We start from the raw sequence: 17837 nt of genomic DNA, 5'->3' as shown, positions 1-17837 counted from the left end.
GAGGAGAGAGGGGTCCTATGCGACTGTCGAGTACAGCTAGCCATTGTGCCACACACCGCGAGGTCAGCTCGCGGCGCCCACGGTCTCCGGAATGCGGAAGGGCTTGCCGCAGCCGCCGCAGACGATCGGCGCCTGGGCGAGCACCGACGGCACCACCCGGACGTTCCGCCCGCAGTCGCAGACGGCCTTGACGCGTACGCCTCCGCCGGAGGAGCCGTGCCGGGCCGCCGGGCCGCGGAAGGAGCGCTTGGTGTCGGCCGCCGTGGCGACCGTGTGCGCCTTGAGGGCGCGCTGGAGCCGCTCGATGGTGGGCCGGTAGCGGCGCCTGGCCTCCGGATTGAGCGTGACCAGGGAGAAGCCGCTGCTCGCGTGTGGCTCCTCGGGGTGGTCGAGCCCCATCTCCTCGGCGATCGCGAGGAATCTGCGGTTGTGGTAGCGGCCGGCGCGGGAGGTGTCGCGGACACCCCGGGCGGCGGCGATGCCGTGGACTGCCTCGTGGAGCAGTCGCTCGAAGGAGAGTTCGGCGCCGCAGGCGGACGAGGACTCTCCGATCAGGGACTCGGGCGCGGCAAGGTCGGGCAGCTCGGGGTGGTGCCGCTGAATGTCGGCCCACGCCTGTGCCAGCTCTGCGGCGAGAACAGGTGGTGTCGTGCTCACGTCGCTTACAACGATCCGAAACGCTCTCGGGTTCCATTCCGGGGCATCTCAAATATTTTGCACGTACCCGTCAGTTGCCATCGATGCGTCGGGACGCGGGCCACTGCGCCGATCTGCGGAGAAGCCGCGCAGGGGACGCCAAGCCGGTGCCTAGTAGCGCATACGCCCCGGCGCGCGCACCCTGTGCGCACGCCCCTGGGGGCGGTTTTCCCGAGCCCGGTCGGACGAAAGGACAAGCGGGCGGGCGGAGTCGTCTCCCGGACCCTACCGGGTCCTGGCGCGCGGGCGCGCACCACCCCGCTCCGGCCGCTCCCCCGGGCGCACCGGTCCGGCGCGTGGACTGGACGCGGTCCGGGAGGCGCGGTTCCCTGGCTACGGGGGGCATTCGTCCGAGCACGGATCGAGGCGCTTTCATGACACCCACGCTCGTCCCGCACCACCCCGCGCGTGACTGGGCCGAGATCCAGGAACGGATGCTCGTCCCGCTCTACGAAGCCGTGTACGAGCGCCTCGGCGTGGGCGCGGGCTCCCGGGTGCTCGGGCTCGGCTGCGGCTCCGGGCTCGCGCTCCTGATGGCGGTGGCCCGGGGTGCCCGGGTCTCCGGCGCGGACCGGGACCACGCGCGCGTGGAGCTGGCCGGACGGCGGCTCCCCGAGGGGGTGACGGTCACCGGGGAGGCCCCGGAGGCCGGTCCGTACGACGTGATCACCGCCTTCCACGCGACGGACGGGCTCCTTCCGGAGCTGACGGCGCTCCTCCGGACGGCACGGCGGGGCACGGCGGTCGCCCTGGCCGGTTGGGGTCCACCGGAGCGGTGCGCGACGGAGCCGGTGCTGCGGATCGCCGCACGGCTCACGCCTCGTAAGCCGCCCGTACGGACCGGGCCCGCACCCTTCCCGGACCGGGCGCCGACGGTGCGGACCGAGCCCGCGCGGCTCTCGGACCGGGCGCCGACGGTACGGGCCGATCTGGACCGGCTGGTGGCGGCGGCCGGTCTGCGGCCGGTGGCCTCGGGGTGGGTGGCCTGCCCCTTCGGGTACGCGGACGAGGCCGGTGCGGTGCGGGGGCTGCTGTCGACGGGTGTCTTCGACGAGGCCCTGCGGGCGACGGACCCGAGCCGGGTGGGCAAGGAGATCGCGGCGGCCCTGGCCCCGTACGCCCGCGCGGACGGCACGGTCTGGATGCCGAACACCTTCCGGTACGTGCTGACCCGGGTGCCGTAGGGACCACCGGGCCCGTCCCGGGAGCCGTACGCCGGACCCGAGGCCCGTCCCGGGAGCCCGCATACCGGGACCCCGCGCGCTGGAAGCCGTACGCCCAAGGCAGTGCACCCGCCGCCCCCTGCCTCCCCCTGCCTTGCTGCCTCCCCGCCCCTTACCCCTCGCCCTCCTCCTTCGTCAGTCGGGTGATGCCCGCCGCGCGGTAGGCGGCGGCTTCCTCCAGGGTCTCGTTCTCCAGGAGGGCGGCGGCCAAGGCGTCGAGGCGGCCGCGGTTCTCCCGGAGCAGGGCGAGGGCGCGCTCGTAGCACTCGTCGACGATCCGGCGCATCTCCGCGTCGACGGTGTCGAGGGTCGCCGGGGCGGCGGAGAGCCCGTACGCCTGCTGGGCGTCGCTCGGGATCGCGGTCAGCCGGCCGACGGTCTCGCTCATCCCCCACCGGCCGACCATGCCCCGGGCGATGCCGGTGACCTGTTCCAGGTCGCTCTCCGCGCCGGTGGTGATCACCCCGTAGACGATCTGCTCGGCCGCCATGCCGCCGAGGGCGCCGATGATCCGGCCGCGCAGGTACTCCTCGGTGTACGCGTACTTGTCGGCGTCCGGGGTGGAGAGGGTGACGCCGAGGGCCCGGCCCCGGGGCACGATGGTGATCTTGCGGACGGGGTCGGCGCCCGGCTGGAGCATGCCGAGGAGGGCGTGGCCGCTCTCGTGGTACGCGGTCCTGCGCCGTTCCTCGGCGGGCATGACGAGGGGGCGTTCCGCGCCCAGCTGGACCTTCTCCAGGGCGTCGGAGAGGTCCGACTGGGTGACGGCCTTCTGCTCGCGCTTGACCGCGAGCAGCGCGGCCTCGTTGGCGAGGTTGGCGAGTTCGGCGCCGGTCATGCCGGGGGTGGTGCGGGCGACCTGCGCCAGGTCGACGTCCTGGGCGAGCGGGATCTCCCGGGTGTGGATACGGAGGATGGCCTCGCGGCCGCCCCGGTCGGGCGGGTTGACGTGCACGATCCGGTCGAACCTGCCGGGCCGGGTGAGGGCGGGGTCGAGGACGTCGGCGCGGTTGGTGGCGGCGAGGACGATGACGCCCTCGGAGCCGGTGAAGCCGTCCATCTCGGTGAGGATCTGGTTGAGGGTCTGCTCGCGCTCGTCGTGGCCGCCCATGCCGGAGCCGCCGCCCCGGGCGCGTCCGATGGTGTCGATCTCGTCGATGAAGATGATCGCGGGGGCGACCTTGCGGGCCTCGGCGAACAGTTCGCGGACCCGGGAGGCGCCGACGCCGACGATCATCTCGATGAACTCGGAGGCGGAGGCGGAGAAGAAGGGCACTCCGGCCTCGCCCGCGACGGCGCGGGCGAGCAGCGTCTTGCCGGTGCCGGGCGGTCCCGCGAGGAGGACGCCCCGGGGCATCTTGGCGCCCATCTCCCGGTAGGCCTGCGGGTTCTTGAGGAAGTCGACGACGTCGTTGAGTTCGCCCTCGACCTCGTCGATGCCGGCGACATCGGCGAAGGTGGTGCGCCGGCCGCCCTCCAGTTCGACCGGTTTGGGCGGGGTCTTGCGGCCGAGCATGCCGCCCGCGCCGCCCATGCCCGCGCTCATCCGCCGGGCGATGAACACCCACAGCACGACGAGCAGCAGCATCGGGGCGAGGGAGAGGAGGAGGTTGGAGAGGAAGCTGCGTTCCTGGACGACAGGCTCGGCGGTGACGACGACGTCGTGCTTGGTCAGCTGGGCCCACAGAGCGTCGTCGGCGAAGGCGGGCCGCTGGGTGCGGAACTTGGTGTAGTCGCCCTCGCCGCCGGGGACGGCCTGTTTCTCCTTCAGCTGCCCCTGGATGGCATCGCCCTTGGAGTAGATCTTGGTGACGTTCCCGGCGGCGACCTGCTTGTCGAACTCGGTGTACGAGATCGTCGGCTCGCCGCCCTCGTTGAAGAACGACAGGACGATGTTGGCGAGCAGATAGACCACGAGGGCGGTGAGGATGAGGCCTCCCCAGCCGCCCGGCATCCGCCGCTTCGGCGGCTGGGGAGGCGGTGCCCCCTCCGAGCGCCAGGGCTGGTCGGTCCGGTCGCGCGGGGGTACGGGGTTGGCCACGTGGCTCTCCTCGGGGCGGCTGTGGCCCCAGTATCGGAGAGCGGAGGGCGGGCGGCACGGCGGACGGTCCCCGAGGGTGACGGGGCCGGGGCCGAGGCCGGGACTACGGGCGGTCCCCCGGGAGGGTGACGCGGAGGCCGGGGACGGCGAAGGGCCCGGAGCGGTCTCCCACCACCCCGGGCCCTTCCCACGTGAGGCCCGCTCGGAGCCCTTTCCCGCGGGGAGGCCGCTCAGGGCCTCCCGTACGACTGACCGACCCGCTGACCCGCTGACCCGCTGACCGGCCGACCGTCGGTCAGGTCAGGTCAGGTCAGGTCAGGTCGAGTCGGCTCAGCTCAGCTCATGAACTTCTTGAACTCGTCGGGCAGCTCGAAGTCCTTCGGGGTCTGGCCGCCCGCCGGGAGGCCGAACGCGCCGCCCGCCTGGGACTGCTCGCGGCGATCGGCCGCCGCCTGCTCCTCGGCCTTGCGCTTCATCGGGTTGCCGCTCTTGCGCTTGCCCTTGGCCTGCTTGATCTGCTTCTTCTGCCGGCCGGGGCCGCCGCCCATGCCGGGCATGCCCGGCATGCCGGGGAGGCCGCCGCCCTGGGCCATGCGGGACATCATCTTGCGGGCCTCGAAGAAGCGCTCGACCAGGCCCTTGACGGCGCTGACCTCGACGCCGGAACCCTTGGCGATACGGGCGCGGCGGGAGCCGTTGATGATGGTCGGGTCCTGGCGCTCGGCCGGGGTCATCGACTTGATGATGGCGGCGGTGCGGTCGACGTCCCGCTCGTCGATGTTGGCGATCTGCTCCTTCATCTGGCCCATGCCGGGCAGCATGCCGAGGAGCTTGGAGATGGAGCCCATCTTGCGGACCTGCTCCATCTGCGCCAGGAAGTCGTCGAGCGTGAAGCCCTCGCCCTTCTTCGAGGCGAGCTTCGAGGCCATCTTGGCGGCCTCTTCCTCGTCGAAGGTCTGCTGCGCCTTCTCGATGAGGGAGAGCATGTCGCCCATGCCGAGGATGCGGGACGCCATGCGGTCCGGGTGGAACGCGTCGAACTCGTCGAGCTTCTCGCCGTTGGAGGCGAACATGATCTGCTTGCCGGTGACGTGCGCGATGGAGAGCGCGGCACCGCCTCGGGCGTCGCCGTCGAGCTTGGAGAGCACGACGCCGTCGAAGCCGACGCCGTCGCGGAAGGCCTCGGCGGTGTTGACCGCGTCCTGACCGATCATGGCGTCGACGACGAAGAGGACCTCGTCGGGGCTGACGGCGTCGCGGATGTCCGCTGCCTGCTGCATCAGCTCCTGGTCGATGCCGAGGCGGCCGGCGGTGTCGACGATGACGACGTCGTACATCTTGGTCCGCGCGTACTCGATCGAGTCCTTCGCGACCTGGACCGGGTCCCCGACGCCGTTGCCGGGCTGGGGGCCGTAGAAGGCCACGCCCGCGCGGTCGGCGACGACGGAGAGCTGGGTGACGGCGTTGGGGCGCTGGAGGTCGCAGGCGACGAGCAGCGGGGAGTGGCCCTGGCCCTTCAGCCAGAGGCCGAGCTTTCCGGCGAGGGTGGTCTTACCGGCACCCTGGAGACCGGCGAGCATGATCACCGTCGGGGCGGTCTTGGCGAACCGCAGTCGGCGGGTCTCGCCGCCGAGGATGCCGACGAGCGCCTCGTTGACGATCTTGATGAACTGCTGCGAAGGGTTCAGGGCCTTCGAGACCTCGACGCCGAGGGCGCGGGTCTTGACTTCCTTGATGAACTCCCGGACGACCGGAAGGGCGACGTCCGCCTCAAGGAGCGCGATACGGATCTCCCGGGCCGCGCCGTCGATGTCGGCCTCGGTCAGGCGGCCTTTACCCCGGAGGGTCTTGAAGGTGTTCGCCAAGCGGTCGGAGAGAGTATCGAACACGGCGCTCGTCGGTCCTTGGGGTCGGGGGCGGGGAATCGCCCTCCAGGGTATCCGGCCCGGCAAAGGAATAGTCCCCGCCCGTCGGGTCGGGCGGGTGGGGCGCGCCCCGGCGCGGCGGGGAGCGCGGCCCCGGCCCTCACGCCGGTGGCTTCGGCGGCTCCGGCTCCAGTGCCGCCTCCAGGGTCTTCGCGACTCCGGCGGCCTCCTCCGCGTCCAGCGGCGACCCGTCGGGCCGGGTGACGTACAGGGTGTCCACGGCGTTCGCGCCCAGGGTCGAGACATGGGCGCTGCGGACCCGTATGGCGGCTCCCTCCAGGGCGTGGCCGATCCGGTGGAGGAGTCCCGGGGCGTCCTGGGCGCGGACCTCGATCACGGTGGCGTGGCGGGAGGCGGCGGGGGCGACGGTGACGCGGGGCGGTGGGGCGGCGGGGCCCCGGCGCCGGGGTCGGGCGGCCTCGCGTGCGGCGAGGCGGGCGGGGAGGTCGAGGGTGCCGTCGAGCGCCCGGACGAGATCGGCCCGGAGCCGTACGGCCTCGGGCAGGGAACCGTAGGAGGCGGCGACCCGCCAGTCCAGGACTAGGACGGGTACGGGGCCGGGTACGGGCGTGGGACCGAGGCCGGGGCCTGGCGCGGGACCGGGTACGGGCTCGGGACCGGGTACGGGGCCGGGGCCTGGCGCGGGACTGGGTGCGGGCGCGAAACCGGGTGCGGGCTCGGGGCTGGGCACGGGACCAGAGCCGGGCGCGGGACCAGGACCCAGTACGGAGCCGGGCGCGGGACCGGAGCCAGGTGCGGGACCGGGGTCGTAGGCGGCGGGCAGGGTGACGGCGCGTAGCTCGGCGGTGCGGACGGTGAGCCGGTGGAGGGCGAGGACCCCGGCGACGGCGGGGAGGACGCCGGGCCGCTCGGGAACCGCGATACGGAGTTCGACGCCGACGGGTTCGGGTGCCTCGGCGTCGTGGGGCCGTTCGTCGTGGGGCCGTTCGTCGTGGGGCCCTTCGGCGTGGGGCCCTTCGGCGTGGGGCCCTTCGGCGTGGGGCCGTTCGGCGTGGGTGTGGAGGGTGAGGACGGGGCCCTTGGTGCGTAGTGCCTCGGCGGCCAGGCGTTCCTGTGCGGCGCCGGGGGCGGCGACGGCCGGGGGGTCCGGCGGTTGCTCCCCCGCGAGGGCGGCGGCGGTGCGCTCGACCAGGTCATCGACGAGTCCGGCGTGCCAGGCGGACCAGGCGGCGGGGCCGGTGGCGAGGGCGTCGGCCTCGGTGAGGGCGTGCAGGAGTTCCAGGGTGCCGGCGGTGCCGACGGCGGTGGCGACGGTCCGGACGGTGGCGGGGTCGTCGAGGTCGCGGCGGGTGGCGGTCTCGGCCAGGAGGAGGTGGTGGCGGACGAGGCGGGCGAGGGTGGCGGTGTCGGCGCGGTCGAAGCCGATGCGCGGGGCGAGGTCGCGGGCGAGGGCCGCGCCGGTGACCCGGTGGTCGCCGGGCAGGCCCTTGCCGAGGTCGTGCAGGAGGGCGGCGACCAGAAGGAGGTCGGGGCGGCCGACGCGGCGGGTGAGGGAGGAGGCGCGGACGGCGGTCTCGACGAGGTGCCGGTCGACGGTCCAGGTGTGGACGGGGTCGCGCTGGGGGCGGCAGCGCACGCGTTCCCAGCCGGGCAGGAGGCGGGCGACCAGGCCCTCCGCTTCGAGGGCTTCCCAGACGGGCAGGGTGGCCGCGCCCGCACCGAGGAGGGTGACGAGTTCCTCGCGTGCCTCGGCGGGCCAGGGCACGGGGAGCGGTGCGCCGTGGGCGGCGAGGTGGCGTACGGCGTGCGGGGAGAGCGGCAGGCCGGACTGGGCGGCCGCGGCGGCGGCGCGCAGGGTCAGGACGGGGTCGTGCGCGGGGCGTGCGGTGCGGGCGAGGACGGCCTCGCCGTCCATCTCGACGACGCCCTCGGCGAGCGGGGTGCGGACGGGGGCCCGTCCGGTGCCGGTCCGGCCGCCGAGGAGGGCCCGGAGGCGGGGTCTGCCGGTGCGGGCCCTGAGGAGGCGGTGGACCTCGCGCCAGGTGACGTCGGCGGCGTAGGCGATGGTCCGGGCGGCCTCGTAGACCTCGCGGAGCAGGGTGTCGGCGTCGGGGAGGCCGAGCCGGGCGGCGACGGCGTCCTGTTCCCGGAGGGTGAGCCGGTCGGTGGCGCGGCCGGTGGCGAGGTGGAGGGCGTCGCGGGTGTCGAGGAGGCGGCGGCGTGCGGCGTCGAGTCCTTCGTGGGGGGCGTCGGCGAGCCAGGAGGCGGCGACGGCGCGCAGTGCCTGGGCGTCGCGGAGCCCGCCCCTGGCCTCCTTGAGGTCGGGTTCGAGGAGGTACGGGAGTTCGCCGGCGCGTACGGCGCGTTCGCGGCAGAGGGCGTCGAGTGCGGGGAGGCGCCGGGGTGCCTGCTCGCGCCAGTCGGCGAGGGCGGTGGCGCGCAGGGTGCCCGCGAGGGCGTGGTCTCCGGCGAGGGGGCGGGCGTCGAGGAGGCCGAGGTGGGCTTTGAGGTCGGCGGTGGCGGTGGCGCGGGCCTCGGCGGGGGTGCGGACGGAGTGGTCGAGGGCGAGCCCGAGGTCCCAGACGGGGTACCAGAGGCGGTCGGCGAGGGCGGCGATGTCCGCCTTGGCGGCGGTGCCGTCGTGGAGCAGGAGGAGGTCGAGGTCGCTGCCCGGGGAGAGTTCGGCCCGTCCGTGGCCGCCGACGGCGACGAGGGCGGTGCCGGGGGGCGGGTGGGCCTCGGTGAAGAGTCCGGCCAGCCAGGCGTCGGTGAGCCGGGCGAGAGCGGCCCGCCGTCCGGGCCCGTCCCGCCCCTCCTCCCGGAGGAGCCGCAGCCGGGCGGCCGGGTAGGCGCCGGGTCCCGTATCGCCGGTGGCTTCGTGTGCTCCGGAGGTGATCATCCGTCGGCTCCTCGGCCTTCCGCCGCCCATCTACGCGGGCGGCCCGTCTACGCGGGTTACCCGTCCACACAGGTCGCCCGTCTACGCGGACGGCCCGTCCACACAGGCCGCCCGTCCACTCGGGCCGCCCGACCCGCACAGGCCGCCGCCCACAGGGGCCACCCGACCGCACAGGCCGCCGCCCAGGCGGGCCACCCGTCCACACAGGCCGCCCGACCCCACAGGCGCCACCAGGCGCCGCGCGTCCCTCCCCGTCCGGCCCCTCCCCGTCCCGCACCTCCCCCTCAGATCGCGTCCGGTCCCCGCTCCCCCGTGCGGACCCGTACCGCCGTCTCGACCGGGACGCTCCAGACCTTGCCGTCGCCGATCTTGCCGGTTCTGGCGGCCTGGACGACGACGTCGATGAGCTGTTCGGCGTCCTCGTCCTCGACGAGGATCTCGACGCGGACCTTGGGGACCAGGTCGACGGTGTACTCGGCGCCCCGGTAGACCTCGGTGTGGCCGCGCTGGCGTCCGTATCCGCTGGCCTCGGTGACGGTGAGGCCGTGGACGCCGAAGGCCTGGAGGGCCTCCTTGATCGCGTCGAGTCGGTGCGGCTTCACGACGGCGGTGACGAGCTTCACGCGTCCACCTTCTTGTGCGAGTTCGGGAGGGAGAGACCGAGGGCGGGGGCGTGGGCCGAGGCGCGTCCGGTGGTACCGCCGCCCGCGCCGCTGAAGTCGTAGGCGGTCTCGGCGTGTTCGGTCCGGTCGATGCCGGAGATCTCGTCGTCCTCGGAGACCCGCATGCCCATCGTCCTGTCGAGGGCGAGGGCGAGGAGGGCGGAGACGGTCAGGGAGTAGACGAGGACCGCGAGGACGCCGATGGCCTGCTTGCCGAGCTGTTCGAAGCCGCCGCCGTAGAAGAGGCCCTTGGCTTCGGACTGGACGCCGCCGGTGGCGAAGAGCCCGACGAGGAGGGAGCCGAGGATGCCGCCGACGAGGTGGACGCCGATGACGTCGAGGGAGTCGTCGTAGCCGAAGCGGTACTTGAGGCTCACGGTCAGGGCGCAGACGAGTCCGGCGACGGCGCCGACGGCGAGTGCGCCGAGGGGGCTGACGGCGCCGCCGGACGGGGTGATGGCGACGAGTCCGGCGACGGCTCCGGAGGCGGCGCCGAGGGTGGTGAAGGCGCCGTGGCGGAGCTTCTCGTAGGCGAGCCAGGCGAGCATGGCGGCGGCGGTGGCGACCTGGGTGTTGACGAACATGACGGCGCCGACGCCGTCGTCGTTGCCGAGCCAGGAGCCCGCGTTGAAGCCGAACCAGCCGAACCAGAGGAGTCCGGCGCCGAGCATGACGAGGGGGAGGCTGTGCGGGCGCATCGGGTCCTTCCCGAATCCGACGCGCTTGCCGATGACGAGGATGACGCCGAGGGCGGCGGCTCCCGCGTTGATGTGGACGGCGGTGCCGCCCGCGAAGTCGATGACGCCGAGTTCGAAGAGCCAGCCGCCTTCGCCCCAGACCCAGTGGGCGACGGGGAAGTAGACGAGGGTGGCCCAGAGGGCGACGAAGAGGGCCCAGGCGGTGAACTTGACGCGGTCGGCGAGGGCGCCGCTGATGAGGGCGGGGGTGAGGACCGCGAACATCAGCTGGAAGACGGCGAAGACGTATACGGGGATCGTGGAGCCGCCCCAGAGTTCGGTGACGCCGATGCCGCCGAGTCCGAGGTAGTCGGAGGACCAGCCGACGAGGGAGCCCGCGTCGGTGCCGAAGGCCACGCTGAAGCCGTAGAGGACCCAGAGGACCGTGACGATCCCGAGGCTGATGAAGCTCATCATCAGCATGTTGAGGGTGGATTTGACGCGGACCATGCCTCCGTAGAAGAAGGCGAGCGCCGGGGTCATCAGCATGACCAGGGCGGAGCAGATGAGCATGAACCCGGTGTTGGCGGCGGACAGCCCGGGGGCTTCCGAGGCCAGGGCCGTGAGGGCTGGGGCCATCGGCGTCTCCTCGTCGTCGTGCGGCCGGGGCGGTCCGGCGGCGGCTTCCGGCCGTGGGGGTGGCCGGTTATGTGCCAGAGGTTGACGGAGCGCGGTTTCCGTCGATGCCGCACGGTGTTTCGGAGCGGTGACGAAGGCGTGGAGCGTGTTACGCGGTGGTGAACGCCCCGGGAAGCGGGCGGGTCGCGGGCCCCCGGCGTCCTCCGGCAGACGCCCGGAAGCAGCGGGAGCAGCGGAAGCCATGGGAGCTGAGGGAACCGCGGGGCCTGCGGGGCCTGCGGGGCCTGCGGGAAAAGGGAACCGGCCGCGCCGGCGTCCGTGTGTCCTGGCGGCGGGGGAGCCGAGTCGGGCAGTACGGGACGTCCGGCGCGGCCGGGGTCTGGGGGGCGGGGCCGGTGGGACCGGTGGGGTCAGACGGCTTCGGCGCACTCCGGCAGGAGTTCGGTGAGCCGGTCGGTGAGCTGGACGACCTCGGCGATGTCGCTGTAGTTGCGGGCCGCGTAGTCGACGGTCTTGCGGAGCCGGGTGTTGACGCGTTCCGAGCGGATGCCGCCGGCGACTCCGAGGGCCTTCCCTGCGAGGGCGACGGATTGTTCCGGCTCGCGCTTGAGGAGGTGGACGGTGGCCATGCCGATGAGGTTGAGGGCGTAGGACCTCTGGTGGTCGGCGTCCTTCTCGAAGAGGGCGACGGCCCGCTCCATGAGGGGTTCGGCGAGGGAGGCGTAGGTCGGGGAGCGTCCGGCGACATAGGCGAGGTCGCGGTAGGAGTGCGAGTTCTCGCCGTGGAGTTCGGCTTCGGAGAAGAAACCGATCCAGTCGGGCTCGGGTTCGCCGTCGAGTCCGATGTCGGAGAAGGTGTCCTCGGCCATCCGCACGGCCCGCTTGCACTTGGCGGGCTGGCCCATGTTGGCGTAGGCGCGGGCCTCCATCGCGTACAGCATGGCCTGGGTGCGGGGGGTGGCGCAGTCCCGGCTGCCGTACTGGGCGAGGTGGATGAGTTCGAGGGCGTCGTCGGGCCTGCCGAGGTGGATCATCTGGCGGCTCATCGAGGACAGGATGTACGAGCCGAGGGGCTTGTCGCCCGCTTCCTTGGCGGCGTGCAGGGCGAGCACGAAGTACTTCTGCGCGGTGGGCTGGAGGCCCACGTCGTAGCTCATCCAGCCGGCGAGTTCGGCGAGTTCGGCGGCGCAGGTGAAGAGCCGTTGGGCGGTGGCGGGGGGCTGGGGCTCCTGGAGGAGGTCGGTGACCTCGTGGAGCTGTCCGACGACGGCCTTGCGGCGCAGTCCGCCGCCGCACTGGGCGTCCCACTTGCGGAACATGGCGGTGGTGGACTCCAGGAGGTCGAGTTCGATCTCCGAGATCCGGTTGGGGCGGCGGGCGTCGAGGACGGGGCGCTCGGTCTCGGCGACGGGGGTGGGGACGAGCCAGCGCTGCATCGGTTCGATGAGGGAGGGCCCGGCGGCGAGCGAGAGGGAGGAGCCGAGGAAGCCCCGGCGGGCGAGCATGAGGTCGCTGCGGGAGAAGTCGCTGAGCAGGGCGACGGTCTGGGGTCCGGCCCAGGGCAGGTCGACTCCGGAGACGGAGGGCGACTGGTGTGCGGTGCGCAGTCCGAGGTCCTCGACGGCGACGACGGAGCCGAAACGCTCGGAGAACAGCTCGGAGAGGATGCGCGGGATGGGTTCGCGGGGCTGTTCGCCGTCGAGCCAGCGGCGTACGCGGGAGGTGTCGGTGGAGATGTGGTGGGCGCCCATCTGGCGGGCCCTGCGGTTCACCTGCCGCGCCAGTTCGCCCTTGGACCATCCGCTGCGCACGAACCACGAGCCGAGCGGCTCGTTCGGGCGCTTGCCGGCGATCGTACCGTCTGCGCCGCTGCCGCCCACTGGAACGCCCCCATCCACCTGATCGCCTGTTGATTGCGAACCCTTGTCAGCATGCCGTGTCGCGCGCCTCCCGTCCGGCGTTCGCGCCCCTTCGAACTGGGAACCGGCTTGCCTCCGGCATACCCACGCGCGCAATCGCCCCGAGGGTTCGCGTACCGAAGGTAATCCTAAGATCGCCCCTCTACGAGGGCGATTCAAGAAACGCCACCATTCGCCACCCCTTCGAATGAACTCGCCACGCCTGGAACGCGATTCACTTGACATGCGACGAACCGGGGGCGGCGCACGGATACGCAGAGAGGCGCGTACCCCGGCCCGCACCACCTTTCGCACGACCATGCGCCGGGTTTCCGTGACGGAACGTGACGAAGAGTGCCGATGGCACTCCGGGTCGTAACCACCGGCCCGCTCGACCCGTTGGAGGGGACATGGGTTTCACGATCGGCATGCGTGAGATGCGGTCCGGCACACGCCGCCGCGTACGCACCACGGAGTGCACGGCGGTGGCGGAGTACACGGGGCTGTGGGGCTGGGCCGTGGTGCCCGGCGCGCGGGCCGTCTCCGGCCGCTGCTCCTGCGGCGACCTCGCCTGTACGGCCCCGGGCGCGCATCCGCTCTCCTACGCGCGGCCGGTCCCGGCGGGCGCGGGTCCCGACGACGCGGCGAAGGCCTGGTCGGAGTTCCCGGGCGCGGCCATGATGCTTCCGGTGGGCGACTCCTTCGACGTGATCGAGGTCGCGGAGGCGGCGGGGCGGCGGGCGCTGGTGCGCCTGGAGCGGATGGGGCTGCCGCTCGGCCCGGTGTGCGCGACGCCGACCGGGCGGGCGCGGTTCTTCGTGGCCCCGGGCGCGGCGGCCGAGCTGCCCCGGCTGCTGTACCGGATGGGCTGGGACGACGCGGATCTGGATCTGCACTGTCTGGGGCCGGGCAGCCACATCACCGCTCCCCCGTCGGACCTCGGCGGGCTCGGCCCGGTGCACTGGCTGCGGGCGCCGACGCTCGACACGGCGGGGGCGCCGCCGCAGGCGCGGCTGCTGCTCGGCACCCTGGCGTACATCTGCCACCGCACGCGCTTCTGACCCGCGAAGCCCCGGGCGGACGCGGAAGGCCCGGGGATACGCGGGTACACAGATATACGGGTACGCGGGTACACGGGCATACGGGCATACGGAAGGGCCCTCGCCGTCGGTCGGCGAGGGCCCTTCCGTGGGTCGTGCGGGGTGTCAGTCGCCGATCAGGGCGTCGACGAAGGCGCCGGGCTCGAAGGGAGCCAGGTCGTCCGGGCCCTCGCCCAGGCCGATCAGCTTGACCGGGACGCCCAGCTCGCGCTGGACGGCGATGACGATGCCGCCCTTGGCGGTGCCGTCGAGCTTGGTCAGGACGATGCCGGTGATGTCGACGACCTCGGCGAAGACCCGGGCCTGGATCAGACCGTTCTGGCCGGTGGTCGCGTCGAGGACGAGCAGGATCTCGTCGAGCGGGCCGTGCTTCTCGACGACGCGCTTGACCTTGCCCAGCTCGTCCATGAGGCCGGTCTTGGTGTGGAGCCGTCCGGCGGTGTCGATGAGGACGACGTCGACGCCCTCGGCGATGCCCTCCTTGACGGCGTCGAAGGCGATCGAGGCGGGGTCGCCGCCCTCGGGACCGCGGACGGTACGGGCGCCGACGCGCTCGCCCCAGGTCTGGAGCTGGTCGGCGGCGGCGGCGCGGAAGGTGTCGGCCGCGCCGAGGACGACGGACTTGCCGTCGGCGACGAGGACCCGGGCGAGCTTGCCGGTGGTGGTGGTCTTGCCGGTGCCGTTGACGCCGACGACCATGACCACGCCGGGCACGTCCGTCGGGCTGTCGGTCTTCACCGTGCGGTCGAGGTCGGCGCCGAGGAGGGCGACCAGTTCCTCACGGAGCAGTCCGCGCAGTTCGGCCGGGGTGCGGGTGCCGAGCACCTTGACCCGCTCGCGCAGCCGGTCGACGAGTTCCTGGGTGGGGGCGACGCCGACGTCGGCGGTGAGGAGGGTCTCCTCGATCTCCTCCCAGGTGTCCTCGTCGAGGTGCTCGCGGGACAGGAGCGTGAGGAGCCCCTTGCCCAGCGAGTTCTGGGAGCGGGCGAGGCGGGCCCGGAGCCGGACGAGACGGCCGGCGGTGGGCTCGGGCACCTCGATCCCGGGCGCCTCCGCCTCCGGAGCGGCGGGCTCCGCGACGACGGGGTCCTCGACGGCCGCCGGGGTCTCGGCGGCGCCCTCGGCAGGGAGCGGGACCTCCTCGACCGTGCGGCGTGGTTCCTCCCGCGGTGTCTCCGCCTCCTCGCCGACGTGCGGTTCGGCGGGCGGAGCGGTGATGGTCGGCGTGGTGGACGGCGGCTCGGCGGGCGGCAGCTGCTTCTTCTTGCGGCCGCTGATCACGAGCCCGCTCGTCACGGCGACCGCGACGGCCAGAGCGATGACTACAGCAAGGATGAGTTCCATAACCCGACCAGTATCGGCCACGGAGGCGCCGGGAGCGGAGCGTGTGCCCCGGATGGCTCCCCCGCGCCCGTGCGGCGCGCCCTCCCGGGGCGGGTCCCGTCCGCCGTCCGGAACCCTTCCCGTCTGACGTATCGTCAGATACCCTCCGCCCCTCCGCACACCCGCGAAGGGGGCCTCCCATGCCGTTCGGCGTCGTACGGTTCAACCTCGTCGATCCCCGCGCGACCCCCGCCTCCCTCTCCGGGCGCTACCGGGCGGCCCTCGCCATGGCCGCGTACGCCGACGGGCACGGGGTCGGCACCGTGCAGACCGAGGAGCACCACGGCACCGGGAACAACTGGATCCCCTCCCCCTTCACCTTCGCGGGCGCGGTCCTCGGGGCGACGGAGCGGATCTCCGTCACCGTCTCGGCGGTCATCGGCCCGCTCCACGACCCGCTGAGGCTCGCCGAGGACATCGCGGTCCTGGACCTGCTGAGCGGCGGCCGGCTCGTGACGGTGGCCGGAATCGGCTACCGCCCGGAGGAGTACGAGCGGCACGGGGTCCCCTGGGGGCGGCGCGGCGCGCTCCAGGACGAGCTGCTCGAAACCCTGCTCGCCGCCTGGACCGGGGAGCCGTTCCCGTACCGGGGCCGTACCGTACGGGTCACCCCGCGCCCCTTCACCCGGCCGCACCCGCTGCTCCTGGTCGGCGGGTCCTCACGGGCGGCGGCGCGGCGGGCGGCCAGGCTCGGACTGCCGTTCTTCCCCAGCGCGCACCTGCCGGACCTCGACGCGTACTACCGGGAGCGGTGCGCGGAGTACGGCACGGAGGGCTGGACGATGATGCCCGCGGCCGAGACCCCGCTGCTGCATCTCTCGGAGGATCCCGACCGGACCTGGGCGGAGCACGGGGAGCACTTCCTGCACGAGGCGCTGACCTACGCCTCCTGGCAGTCGAAGGACGTCCGCTCGGCCGTGCGGTCGGCGGCGACGACGGTGGCGGAGCTGCGGGCGGAGGGCGTGTACCGGGTCGTGACCCCCGGGGAGTGCGTGGCGCTCGCTCCGGAGAGCCCGGTGCTGCATCCGCTGTGCGGCGGGATCCCGGTCGAGGAGGGCTGGCGGAGCCTGCGCCTGTTCTGCGAGGAGGTACTGCCCCGGCTCGGCTGACCGGACCGGATGACACCGGAACCGGGAGCCGGGGCAGCCCGTACGGGACTTCCCATACGGGACTTCCCGTACTGGGTCTCCCGTACTGGCTCTCCCGTACGGGCCCCTGGAAGCCGGGTCAGCCCATCTCCTCCAGTGCCTTGCCCTTCGTCTCCTTGACGAACCGGAGCACGAAGGGGATCGAGAGGACCGCGAAGCACGCGTAGATGATGTAGGTGCCGGAGAGGTTCCAGTCCGAGAGGGAGGGGAAGCTCGCGGTGATGGCCCAGTTGGCGAGCCACTGGGCGGAGGCGGCGACGCCGAGGGCGGCGGCGCGGATCCGGTTGGGGAACATCTCGCCGAGGAAGACCCAGACCACCACGCCCCAGGAGAGGGCGAAGAAGAGTACGAAGACATGGGCGGCGACGAGGGCGACGACCGCCTCGGTGGTGGGGAGCTTGCCGTCGACGAGGTCGGCGGAGAAGGCCCACGCCTCGAAGGAGAGCGCGATCGCCATGCCCGCCGAGCCGACGAGGGCCAGCGGTTTGCGGCCGACGCGGTCGACCAGGACCATCGCGATCACCGTACCGACGATGTTGATGATCGACGTGGTGAACGAGTAGAAGAACGAGCCCGACGGGTCGATGCCGACGGACTGCCAGAGCGTCGCCGAGTAGTAGAACGCCACGTTGATGCCGACCAGCTGCTGGAAGAGCGAGAGTCCGATGCCGACCCAGACGATGGGCAGCAGCCTGCGGGAGCCGGGGACGAACAGGTCCCGGAAGGTGGACTTGTGCTCGCTGCGCATGGCCCGGTCGATCTCGGCGATCCGCTGGTCGAGGTCGACGCCCTGGCCCTCGACCTCGGCGAGGACCGACTTGGCCCGTGCGGTCTTCCCCACCGAGATGAGGAAGCGCGGGGACTCGGGGATGGCGAAGGAGAGCAGCCCGTAGAGGAGCGCGGGCACCACCATCACCCCGAGCATCCACTGCCAGGCTTCCAGGCCGCCGATCTTGCCGCGCTGGTCTCCGTCGGCCAGTTGGAGGATGCCGTAGTTGACCAGCTGGGAGATGGCGATGCCGATGACGATGGCCGCCTGCTGGAAGGAGCCGAGCCTGCCCCGGTAGGCGGCGGGGGCGACCTCGGCGATGTACGCGGGGCCGATGACGGAGGCCATGCCGATGGCGAAGCCGCCGATGACACGCCAGAAGGCCAGGTCCCAGAGGGCGAAGGGCAGCGCCGAGCCGACGGCGCTGACGGCGAAGAGACCGGAGGCGATCCGCATGCAGAGGATGCGGCCGATGCGGTCGGCGATCCGTCCCGCGGTGGCCGCGCCGATCGCGCAGCCGATCAGGGCGATGGCGATGACCTGGGCGAGGGTGGCCGAGCCGATGTCGTACCGGTTCCGGATCGCCTCGACGGCGCCGTTGATGACGGAACTGTCGTAGCCGAAGAGGAAACCGCCCATGGCGGCGGAGGCCGTGATGAAGATGACATGTCCGAGATGGTCCGGGTGGGCGGCCCGGCCTTCCGGCGACGGCGGGGGCGCCTGCGCGGTGCTGCTCACATGTACTCCTGGGTGGGACGAGCCTTCCGCTGGCCTCCCGGGCCGTCGGGCGCTCCGGACGGCCGGGCGTTCCGGCCC

The 17837-nt window shown here is 73.0% G+C and carries 12 protein-coding genes; 3 read left to right on the top strand and 9 right to left on the bottom strand.

The window, feature by feature from the left end; translation table 11 throughout:
* Positions 1-63: 63 nt before the first annotated feature.
* On the bottom strand, positions 64-657 hold the full coding sequence (locus BU197_RS23735; RefSeq protein WP_024755886.1) for a hypothetical protein: 594 nt from the start codon (positions 655-657) through the stop codon (positions 64-66).
* A gap of 413 nt (positions 658-1070) precedes the next feature.
* Between BU197_RS23735 and BU197_RS23730 the strand changes: the two genes are divergently transcribed.
* On the top strand, positions 1071-1880 hold the full coding sequence (locus BU197_RS23730) for a class I SAM-dependent methyltransferase (RefSeq protein ID WP_188270335.1): 810 nt from the start codon (positions 1071-1073) through the stop codon (positions 1878-1880).
* 151 nt (positions 1881-2031) lie between these two features.
* On the opposite strand, the gene ftsH is transcribed toward BU197_RS23730, so the two are convergent.
* The 6 genes from ftsH to BU197_RS23700 all read right to left on the bottom strand — a co-directional run bounded on the left by ftsH (position 2032) and on the right by BU197_RS23700 (position 12603).
* On the bottom strand, positions 2032-3960 hold the full coding sequence (gene ftsH, locus BU197_RS23725) for an ATP-dependent zinc metalloprotease FtsH (RefSeq protein ID WP_188270334.1): 1929 nt from the start codon (positions 3958-3960) through the stop codon (positions 2032-2034).
* A 335-nt stretch (positions 3961-4295) separates the two neighbouring features.
* On the bottom strand, positions 4296-5849 hold the full coding sequence (ffh, locus tag BU197_RS23720) for a signal recognition particle protein (RefSeq protein WP_188270333.1): 1554 nt from the start codon (positions 5847-5849) through the stop codon (positions 4296-4298).
* Positions 5850-5985: 136 nt separating this feature from the next.
* Positions 5986-8745, bottom strand: coding sequence for a [protein-PII] uridylyltransferase (locus BU197_RS23715; RefSeq protein ID WP_188270332.1), 2760 nt, complete (start codon positions 8743-8745; stop codon positions 5986-5988).
* Positions 8746-9029: 284 nt separating this feature from the next.
* Entirely contained in the window at positions 9030-9368 is a 339-nt protein-coding gene (locus tag BU197_RS23710; RefSeq protein WP_188270331.1) for a P-II family nitrogen regulator, read from the bottom strand.
* Positions 9365-10723 (bottom strand): ammonium transporter, encoded by a 1359-nt coding sequence (locus BU197_RS23705; protein ID WP_188270330.1) that lies wholly within the window; start codon positions 10721-10723, stop codon positions 9365-9367. The genes BU197_RS23710 and BU197_RS23705 overlap by 4 nt, the downstream gene beginning before the upstream one ends.
* A 410-nt stretch (positions 10724-11133) precedes the next feature.
* A complete protein-coding gene (locus BU197_RS23700) occupies positions 11134-12603 on the bottom strand; it encodes a hypothetical protein (RefSeq protein ID WP_188270329.1) in 1470 nt (489 codons plus the stop codon).
* A gap of 428 nt (positions 12604-13031) precedes the next feature.
* Here BU197_RS23700 and BU197_RS23695 point away from each other — a divergent pair, with 428 nt between their 5' ends.
* On the top strand, positions 13032-13682 hold the full coding sequence (locus tag BU197_RS23695) for a bifunctional DNA primase/polymerase (RefSeq protein WP_188270328.1): 651 nt from the start codon (positions 13032-13034) through the stop codon (positions 13680-13682).
* A 144-nt stretch (positions 13683-13826) separates the two neighbouring features.
* Here BU197_RS23695 and ftsY read toward each other — a convergent pair whose 3' ends face one another.
* A complete protein-coding gene (gene ftsY / locus BU197_RS23690; RefSeq protein WP_188270327.1) occupies positions 13827-15065 on the bottom strand; it encodes a signal recognition particle-docking protein FtsY in 1239 nt (412 codons plus the stop codon).
* 179 nt (positions 15066-15244) lie between these two features.
* Between ftsY and BU197_RS23685 the strand changes: the two genes are divergently transcribed.
* Positions 15245-16213 carry an LLM class flavin-dependent oxidoreductase gene (locus BU197_RS23685; protein WP_188270326.1) on the top strand — a complete coding sequence of 323 codons (969 nt, stop codon included), beginning with the start codon at positions 15245-15247 and terminating at the stop codon, positions 16211-16213.
* A 118-nt stretch (positions 16214-16331) separates the two neighbouring features.
* On the opposite strand, the gene BU197_RS23680 is transcribed toward BU197_RS23685, so the two are convergent.
* Positions 16332-17759, bottom strand: coding sequence for a sugar porter family MFS transporter (locus BU197_RS23680; RefSeq protein ID WP_188270325.1), 1428 nt, complete (start codon positions 17757-17759; stop codon positions 16332-16334).
* Positions 17760-17837: the final 78 nt, after the last annotated feature.

The organism is Streptomyces sp. CBMA291 (assembly GCF_014596525.1).
GTDB lineage: Bacteria > Actinomycetota > Actinomycetes > Streptomycetales > Streptomycetaceae > Streptomyces.
Note: the sequence above shows the minus strand (reverse complement) of the source record. Positions and strands in the feature narration are given on the sequence as shown.

Excerpts from the sequence above, each read along its gene's own strand:
- BU197_RS23730 (WP_188270335.1), top strand. The coding sequence starts at position 1,071 with ATGACACCCACGCTCGTCCCGCACCACCCCGCGCGTGACTGGGCCGAG.
- BU197_RS23715 (WP_188270332.1), bottom strand. The coding sequence starts at position 8,745 with ATGATCACCTCCGGAGCACACGAAGCCACCGGCGATACGGGACCCGGC.
- BU197_RS23705 (WP_188270330.1), bottom strand. The coding sequence starts at position 10,723 with ATGGCCCCAGCCCTCACGGCCCTGGCCTCGGAAGCCCCCGGGCTGTCC.
- BU197_RS23695 (WP_188270328.1), top strand. The coding sequence starts at position 13,032 with ATGGGTTTCACGATCGGCATGCGTGAGATGCGGTCCGGCACACGCCGC.
- ftsY (WP_188270327.1), bottom strand. The coding sequence starts at position 15,065 with ATGGAACTCATCCTTGCTGTAGTCATCGCTCTGGCCGTCGCGGTCGCC.
- BU197_RS23685 (WP_188270326.1), top strand. The coding sequence starts at position 15,245 with ATGCCGTTCGGCGTCGTACGGTTCAACCTCGTCGATCCCCGCGCGACC.